The organism is Nocardiopsis sp. MG754419 (assembly GCF_018207095.1).
Classification (GTDB): domain Bacteria; phylum Actinomycetota; class Actinomycetes; order Streptosporangiales; family Streptosporangiaceae; genus Nocardiopsis.
The window spans coordinates 22,153-29,995 of the sequence record NZ_QOCZ01000057.1; the positions used below are offsets into that span (position 1 = coordinate 22,153).

Genomic DNA, 7,843 nt, shown 5'->3' on the forward strand with positions numbered 1-7,843 from the left:
CACGTTGATTGGTTGCTCATCGGGATTGTCTCATTGCGCTGCGGGAACGTTGACGGTGTTGCTACGCTCGCCCCAAGGTGCGGTCGTTCGGGGTACCCGGAGCGGGCATGTGTGCAGCTCATGACGGCGAGGTGGCGGCTAGATGACACGGTGGGGTGAGCCCTTCCGGGAGAGCGACGCGCTCGCCGCGGCCGAGGTCGTCGACCAGGCCGAGGTCGCCATCGTCGTCATCGACCGGTCCAGCCTCCTGCGGTACTGGAACCCCTACGCTCGCGAGCTGTTCGGGTTCGTCGGCGGCCGCGACTACGTCGGTCTGTCCCTGCTCGACATCGGTATCCACGAATCCGACCGCGAACACGCCTCCCAACTGGCCCGCCGCGTCCTGCGGGGCGAGCCGTGGGAGGGGACGTTCGCCGTGCTCAAGGGCGACTCCACGTGGATCCACGTGCGCGCCCAGGCCGCGCCCATGCGGGACGCGTCCGGTGAGATCACCGGCATCACGCTCATCGCCCGCGAGGCGCTGCGCAGCGGTCGGGTCGAGGAACAGTACGGCCTGCTCGAACGGATCGGCAGCCGCCTGGCGGGCTCCCTGGAGTTCGACTCCACCGTCAAGGGCGTCGCCGGCATCCTCGTTCCGCAGTTCGCCGACCACTGCTTCATCGACCTCTACGACCACGAGCGGCTGGTCAGACAGGTCTCGGTGCACGCCGAGGGCTGGACGCCCCCGCCCCGCACGTGGTTCGACGTCGGGGACGAGGTCCGTTACCCCGAACGCCATTTCGTCACCCAGGCGCTCCGGCGTCTGGAGACCGTGGTCAGCAGCGACCACCTGTACGAGAACTCGCCCAACGACCGCTCCGACCGGGTCTCCCGCCAGGTCGGCGTGACCTCCGCCATCGCCGCACCGCTGCGTGCCCGCGGTGAGGTGCTCGGCGTGCTCACCCTCGCCCTGTCCGGGCTCTCCCCGCGGCAGAAGAGCAGCTACGGCGGCTTCGACCGGGACCTGGTCGGCGCCATCGCCTCCCGGGTCGCCCTGGCCATCGACAACGCCCGCCTGTTCGAGGAGGAGCGCAGCACCGCGCTGGCCTTCCAGAACAGTCTTCTGCCCAGCGACTTCCCTCCTCTGGACGGACTGACCCTCGCCCACCGCTACCTTCCGGCCGGACCGTTGCACGGCCACGGCCACGGGGTGCAGACCCAGGTGGGCGGCGACTTCTACGACGCCTTCCCGCTGTCCGCCGGCCGTGTGGGCCTGGTCATCGGTGACGTCGAGGGACGGGGCCCGCACGCGGCCGCCGTCATGGGGCAGCTCCGCGCGGCCCTGCGGGCGTTCGCCCAGGCCGATCGGGAACCCGCCGACATCCTGCGCGAGCTCGACGAGTGGGTGCGCCGGCTCGGCACCCCCGACGGCAAGGGCGGGGTCTGGATCCCCAGCGTCAGCTGCCTGTACATGGTCTACGACGCGTGGTCCCGTGAGCTGTCCTACGCCAACGCCGGACACGCGCCGCCCCTGCTCATCACCTCCGAGTCCGTGGACATCCTCGACCTGGAGGTCCACGACCGCATGTTGGGCGTGCGGGCCAAGGGCGGTTCGGGCGAGGACGTGGTCTACCACCAGGCGGATCTGCGTCTGCCCATAGGGGCCACGCTGGTGATGTACACCGACGGCCTGGTGGACCGTAAACCGCTGGGCGGCAAGGCCGATCCCGAGCGCGCTCTGGAGCGGATGACCGAACGCGTCGCCGAGGTCGCCGACAAGGACGTCGACCAGATCGCCGAGGCGGCCGTGTACAGCGTGCCGGGCGAGCTGGACGACGACACCGCGCTGCTCGTCGTGCGCACGCACTCCGAGGAGTTGGCGCTGCGGGAGGGCTGGTTCCCCTCCGAGGCGTCCACCGTGGGCGAGGCCCGTCACCTGGCCGCCGACACCTTCAAGGAGTGGGGCGTCGACCGCGACCAGGCCGAACTGGCCTGTCTGTTGGTCTCGGAGATCGTCACCAACGTGGTCATCCACGCCACCCCGCACCCGGTGCACCGTGAGTTCACCGGTGGCGGCGTCCTGGACTCGGAGACCCCCCTGGACTCCGGGGGGATGGTCGACGAGTTCGACGAGGACTGGAGCGATCTGCTGGAGGCCGTCGCCGAGGAGGACGAGTCCAGCGACGACACCGGCGAGAAGGAGTTCCTGCTCCGGTTGCGCCGTGGCGCCAACACGGTGTGGGTGGAGGTCTTCGACCACGACCTGCGCCTGCCCCGGATCCGCAGTGCCGCGGCCGACGACGAGGGCGGGCGAGGGCTGTACCTCGTGGAGCAGCTCGCCAGCCGGTGGGGTTCGCGTCCCACCCCGGACGGCAAGGCCGTGTGGTTCGAGATGCCCATGCACGGCGCCGAGGACTCCGAGGACACCGAGCTCGACGTGCCGGAGAAGGTCGACGAGGAGGCTTAGGTCGGGTCCTCCCGGGGCCGCCGCCGCGCTTCGGCCGGTGTTCGGGGGCCCGAGTGGTCAGGAACCCTCGGGTCCTCGGGTGGGGGATCGCTCCAGGCGGTCCGTCTCCGGCACCTCCCCGGATTCCAGAGAGCACGACCTGACGGCGCCCGCGTCAACACCCCCGTGCCGGGGGTCGGGCGTGTCCTCGACCCCCGATGGTGGGGCCTGAGCCTTCGCGGGAGAGCCCCTCGTGATGCGGCGGACGGGCGCTCGTGACCTCCCCGTCCGTTGCCGTCGATGGAGTCCGCCGGCGCCGCCCTCGGCCCAGAACCGGTGGGGGAGCCGCTCCCTTCCGGTGCGCGGCCCGCGCGACGAGGGCATGACCACTCTGCCGGCCGCACACGAGACGGGGTTCGCCCGAGCGGTGGCCGGCTCGGTGTGCGTCCTCGGGGCGGCCGCGTCCTCGCGCAGGGGCCGCCGGAACGGATCCCTGGAGACCCGACCCGGGCGCGCGCACGCCGGTTTCCCCCGAGAATCATCGACGCCGGTCGTCTCTGATTCCATGGCCTCTTGCCTGGTGGGGGATCATGCCGGTCTAAACCTGGACCGGCCCGTGAAAAAAATGCCGCGAGAACACCTTGTCGACCTGTAGTCGGATGGTTACTTTGTCCAGTGGTAACCGGATATCCCCGCTGCGGGAATGGTGGTGTGTGCATTGTCGGCCGGGGTCGGTGGAATGGACCTGGGTTCCAGTGATGACAAGGAGGAACAGGGTTCCCGTGGGTTCGCCGTGTCTCGTCGACGTCCCTGGAGGTTCGCCGGGAGAGGCGGTGTGGCGCTGCTCGGGGCCTGGGGTCTCGTGATCGCCCTGGCCACGCCGGCGTTCGCCGAACCCCCGCCCGCCCTGCCCGCGAATTCCACCGAGGCCGAGGCGAAATGGCAACCCGCCTTCGACTACGACACGGACGGTTGCTATTCTACGCCCGCCATCGGTCCGGACGGGAGTATCGCCGAAGGGCTGAACACCTCGGGTGACCTGAATGGAAACTGTCGGGATCGGTCCGACCTGGACAACACGAATTCGTATTCGCGGATCAAGTGCGATGACAGTGGCTGGTGCGCCTACATGTACGCGCTCTACTTCGAAAAGGACCAGATCATGCACGGGTGCTGTGGGCACCGGCACGACCTGGAACACGTGGTGGTGTGGGTGCTCGACGACGAGGCGCGCCACGTGTCGGCCTCGGCGCACGGCGACTTCGACACCCGTGCCGCGGACGACGTCCTCTGGGAGGGCACCCACCCCAAGATCGTCTATCACAAGGACGGCGCCTCCACCCACGCCTTCCGTTTCGCCGCCGACCACGACGATCCGCCGGAGAACCACGACGGGGTCTGGCAGTACCCGGACCTGGTGGGCTGGGACGGCTATCCCGAAGGCATCCGGGACATCTTCGTGAGCGCCGACTACGGCGCGGCTCAGCTCGACCTCAAGGACGAGCGGTTCGGCGACGCGCTCGCCAAGGCCCTGCCCGACGGGATCGACTTCGACCCGTACACCTGAACCATCGAGGCGTGACCGGGCGCCCGGTCCCCACCCGCCCAGGGGATCGTGCGTCCGTGTCCCGCCGATGCCACCGGACACCGAAGGCCCGCCTCAGGGGGGAGGCGGGCCCTCGGTGCGCCCGGGCGCGTTCCGGGTGGTCGCGCAGCGATCCGGGGCGGCCCGGCGGCGCCTCAGCGCCAGGACCAGGCCCACAGGATCAGGCAGACGAAGATGAAGACCACGACGATCGCGCTGGTCTTCCACGGGATGTGGACCTTCGGGCGGAGCCTGCGGACGCCGAGGACCAGCAGGATGATCAACAGCCCCATCACGATGAGGCCGTCCCACGCTCCAGTCATGACCGGGACCCTTCCGGACGGGGGTTCTAGAGGCCCAGGCCCCGGCCGACGATCTCCTTCATGATCTCGGTGGTGCCACCGTAGATCGTCTGGATACGCGCGTCCTGCCAGGCCCGTGCCACGGGGTATTCCATCATGTACCCGTACCCGCCGTGAAGCTGCAGACAACGGTCCATGACGCGGTTGCACATCTCGGTGGTCCACCACTTGGCCATGGCCGCGTCCTCGACGGTGAGCTCACCCTGGTGGAGGAGCCGGACGGCCCGGTCCACGTAGGTCCGGCCCAGATCCACCTCGGTCGCCAACTCGGCCAGGACGAAACGGGAGTTCTGGAAGCGCCCGATCGGGCGTCCGAAGGCGGTGCGCTCGCGGCAGTAGGCGAGGGTGTGGTCGAGGACGAACGCGGCCGAGGCCACCGCGCAGGTGGCGATGGACAACCGTTCCTGGGGCAGGTTCTCCATCAGGTGGACGAAGCCCCGGCCCTCGGTGCCGATCAGGTTGGCGGCCGGAACGCGCACGTCGTCGAAGAACAGTTCGGCGGTGTCCTGCGCCTTCAGTCCGATCTTGTCGAGGTTGCGTCCCCGGTCGAAGCCGGGCATGTCGCGCTCGACGACGAGGAGGGAGAAGCCCTGCGCACCGGCCTCGGGGTCGGTCTGCGCCACCACGATCACCAGGTCGGCGTTGATGCCGTTGGTGATGAAGGTCTTGCTCCCGTTGAGCACGAACGCGTCACCGTCGCGCACGGCTGAGGCCGTGATCCCCTGGAGGTCGCTGCCGGTCCCGGGTTCGGTCATGGCGATCGCGGTGATCAGCTCACCGCTCGCGAAGCCCGGCAGCCAGCGCCGCTTCTGCTCGGTGTCGGTCAGGCCCACGAGGTAGGGCGCGATGACGTCGTTCTGCAGGGTGATGCCCAACCCGCTCGCGTGGGCCCGGCAGATCTCCTCGTTGACGATCTGGTTGTAGCGGAAGTCGTGGAGACCGGTGCCCCCGTACTCCTCGGGCACCCCGTGGCCGAGCAGGCCGACCCGACCGGCCTCGACCCACACCTCACGGGGGACGATGCCGTCCTTCTCCCACTGGTCGTGGAAGGGGGTGACCTCCCGCTTGAGGAACTCGGCGACCGCTTCGCGGAACAGGTCGTGGTCGGAGTCGAAGAGTTCCCGCTTCATGCGCTGCTCCGGAGGGTGTCGGGGATCACGGTGCCCCCCACACGGTAACCGAACCGCGTTCGGTTTTGAAGGTCGGGGGGCAAGCCAGGGCAAAGATCCTGTTCCCGTGGGCGGTTCCCCGGGGCGGGCGGCGAGGCGGTTCCTAGTGTGGCCGCAGCGGGGCCACCGGCCGGGGAGCCCGCCCCGTCACGAACAGGGAGGCGATTCGATGGCCCGTGGCAGCACCGCCGTCCAGGGGGAACGGCACGAGTATCACGGTGGCCGGCTCGCGTTGATCATGACGGCCCTGATGCTCACGGTCCTGCTGGCCGCGCTCGACCAGACCATCGTGTCCACGGCGCTGCCCACGATCGTCTCCGACCTGGGCGGGCTCAACCACCTCTCCTGGGTGATCACCGCCTACCTGCTGGCCGTCACCGCCAGCACACCGCTGTGGGGCAAGCTCGGCGACCAGTTCGGGCGCAAGAAGCTCTTCCTGTCCTGCATCGGGGTCTTCCTCACCGGCTCCGTGCTGTGCGGGCTCGCCCAGGACATGCTCCAGCTCATTCTGGCCCGGGGCTTCCAGGGCATCGGCGGCGGTGGGCTCATGGTGCTCGCCTCGGCCATCATCGGCGACGTCGTCTCCCCGCGCGAACGCGGCAAGTACCAGGGGCTCTTCGGGGCGGTGTTCGGGGTCTCCAGCGTCGCCGGACCCCTGCTCGGCGGCCTGTTCGTGGACCACCTGTCGTGGCGGTGGGTGTTCTACGTGAACCTGCCCCTGGGTCTGCTGGCCTTCACGACGGTGCTGCTCGTCCTGCCGGGGCGTTCCCCTTCCGGCCGTCAGAACATCGACTACGCGGGCATCGTCCTGCTCGCCGCCACCGCGGTCTGCCTCACCCTCGTCGCCTCTTGGGGCGGCAGCGTGTATCCGTGGCTCTCCTGGCAGATCATCGCGCTGCTGGCGGCGGCACTGGTCCTGGGACTGGGGTGGTGGACCACCGCGCGGCGGGCGCCCGACCCGGTCATGCCGCTCGGCCTGTTCCGCGATCCCACCATCGTCGTGGCCATGGGCATCGGCTTCTGCGTGGGTTTCGCGATGATGGGGTCGATGGCGTTCCTGCCGTTGTTCCTCCAGATCGTGCACGGCCTGTCGCCCACCGCGTCGGGGTTGCACCTGCTGCCCATGGTGGTGGGCATGCTGCTCACCTCGATCACGAGCGGCCGGCTGGTCACCTTCACGGGTCGGTACAAGCCCTATCCGATCGCGGGGATGGCGCTCACCGCGACCGGCCTGTTCCTGATGTCGCGGATGGGGCCGGACAGCTCGCTGGTGGAGATGGGCCTGTACTTCTTCGTCCTGGGCACCGGTCTGGGGCTGGTGATGCAGGTGGTGGTCGTGGTGGTGCAGAACGCCGCCTCCTACGACGACCTGGGGGTGGCGACGTCCTCGGCCACGTTCTTCCGGTCGATCGGCGGGTCGTTCGGCACCGCGGTGTTCGGCGCCGTGTTCGCGGGGCAGCTCGCCTCGAACCTGGCCGCGCACGCCGACCGCATCGATCTGCCGCCGGGGGTGGACCCCGCCGGGCTGGAGGCCGACCCGCGGCTGCTGGACCGGTTGTCGCCCCAGGCCCAGGCCGGGTTCCTGGAGGCCTACGCCGACGCCATCGACGTCGTTTTCCTGGCCGCGGTACCGGTGGCGCTGGTCGGGTTCGTGCTGGCGTTGTGCCTGCGACAGGTCCCGTTGCGGACCACCATCGGCACCCCCGACCTCGACGAGAGCGTCTCACCCGTGGCGGCGCCGAGCCGTTCGGCGATCGACCAGGTCGAACACGAGATCTATCGGGCCTGCGGCGCCGAGGGAGCCGAGACGATGTACGCCAGGTTGCGGGAGGCCGCCGGGCTGGACCTGTCCATCGAGGGCTGCTGGGCGCTCACCCACCTCGGTGTCAAGGGCCCCCTCTCGGTGGAGGACCTCGGCCGCATGTCGGGGCTGACCGCCTCGCGTTGGGAGAACGTGCACCAGGAGCTCCTGGAGGGCGGGTACCTGGTGTCCGACGCCGAACCCTGGGAGCTCAACTGGCGCGGTGAGGACACCGTGCGCCGGATCTACGAGGCGCAGCGCACCGCCCTGAGGTCGCTCCTCGCCGACTTCGGCCCGGAGGAGCACCCCGACGTGTTCGAGGTCCTGGAGAAGGTCACCGGGGAGACCCTGAGCGACGAGAGCGCCTCGGGTCGGTTCGGACGCACGGAGGACCGGGGCTGAGCCGTGCCCCGCCTTCCGCCCCGCCCGGCGACCGGAGGCCGGGGCGGACAGGGGCCCACGGGGCCGCGCCGTGGCGCCTTCGGTGGCCCGCCCCGGCCC

The 7,843-nt window shown here is 69.9% G+C and carries 5 protein-coding genes; 3 read left to right on the plus strand and 2 right to left on the minus strand.

What is annotated here, in order from left to right:
• Positions 1-142 precede the first annotated feature (142 nt).
• Entirely contained in the window at positions 143-2,446 is a 2,304-nt protein-coding gene (locus DSY14_RS13370) for a SpoIIE family protein phosphatase (protein ID WP_211716856.1), read from the plus strand.
• 814 nt (positions 2,447-3,260) lie between these two features.
• Complete coding sequence (locus tag DSY14_RS13375) at positions 3,261-3,992, plus strand: NPP1 family protein (RefSeq protein ID WP_307851214.1); 732 nt, start codon at positions 3,261-3,263, stop codon at positions 3,990-3,992.
• Positions 3,993-4,165: 173 nt separating this feature from the next.
• Here the strand turns inward: DSY14_RS13375 and DSY14_RS13380 are convergent, their stop codons facing one another.
• Together DSY14_RS13380 and DSY14_RS13385 are read right to left on the minus strand one after the other, a co-directional pair.
• A complete protein-coding gene (locus DSY14_RS13380) occupies positions 4,166-4,333 on the minus strand; it encodes a hypothetical protein (protein WP_211716858.1) in 168 nt (55 codons plus the stop codon).
• A gap of 26 nt (positions 4,334-4,359) precedes the next feature.
• On the minus strand, positions 4,360-5,502 hold the full coding sequence (locus DSY14_RS13385) for an acyl-CoA dehydrogenase family protein (RefSeq protein ID WP_211716859.1): 1,143 nt from the start codon (positions 5,500-5,502) through the stop codon (positions 4,360-4,362).
• A gap of 208 nt (positions 5,503-5,710) precedes the next feature.
• Here DSY14_RS13385 and DSY14_RS13390 point away from each other — a divergent pair, with 208 nt between their 5' ends.
• Positions 5,711-7,744 carry an MDR family MFS transporter gene (locus DSY14_RS13390; RefSeq protein WP_211716860.1) on the plus strand — a complete coding sequence of 678 codons (2,034 nt, stop codon included), beginning with the start codon at positions 5,711-5,713 and terminating at the stop codon, positions 7,742-7,744.
• Positions 7,745-7,843 lie beyond the last annotated feature (99 nt).

Coding starts and splice junctions, on each gene's coding strand:
- DSY14_RS13390 (WP_211716860.1), top strand. CDS start 5,711: ATGGCCCGTGGCAGCACCGCCGTCCAGGGGGAACGGCACGAGTATCAC.
- DSY14_RS13385 (WP_211716859.1), bottom strand. CDS start 5,502: ATGAAGCGGGAACTCTTCGACTCCGACCACGACCTGTTCCGCGAAGCG.
- DSY14_RS13380 (WP_211716858.1), bottom strand. CDS start 4,333: ATGACTGGAGCGTGGGACGGCCTCATCGTGATGGGGCTGTTGATCATC.
- DSY14_RS13370 (WP_211716856.1), top strand. CDS start 143: ATGACACGGTGGGGTGAGCCCTTCCGGGAGAGCGACGCGCTCGCCGCG.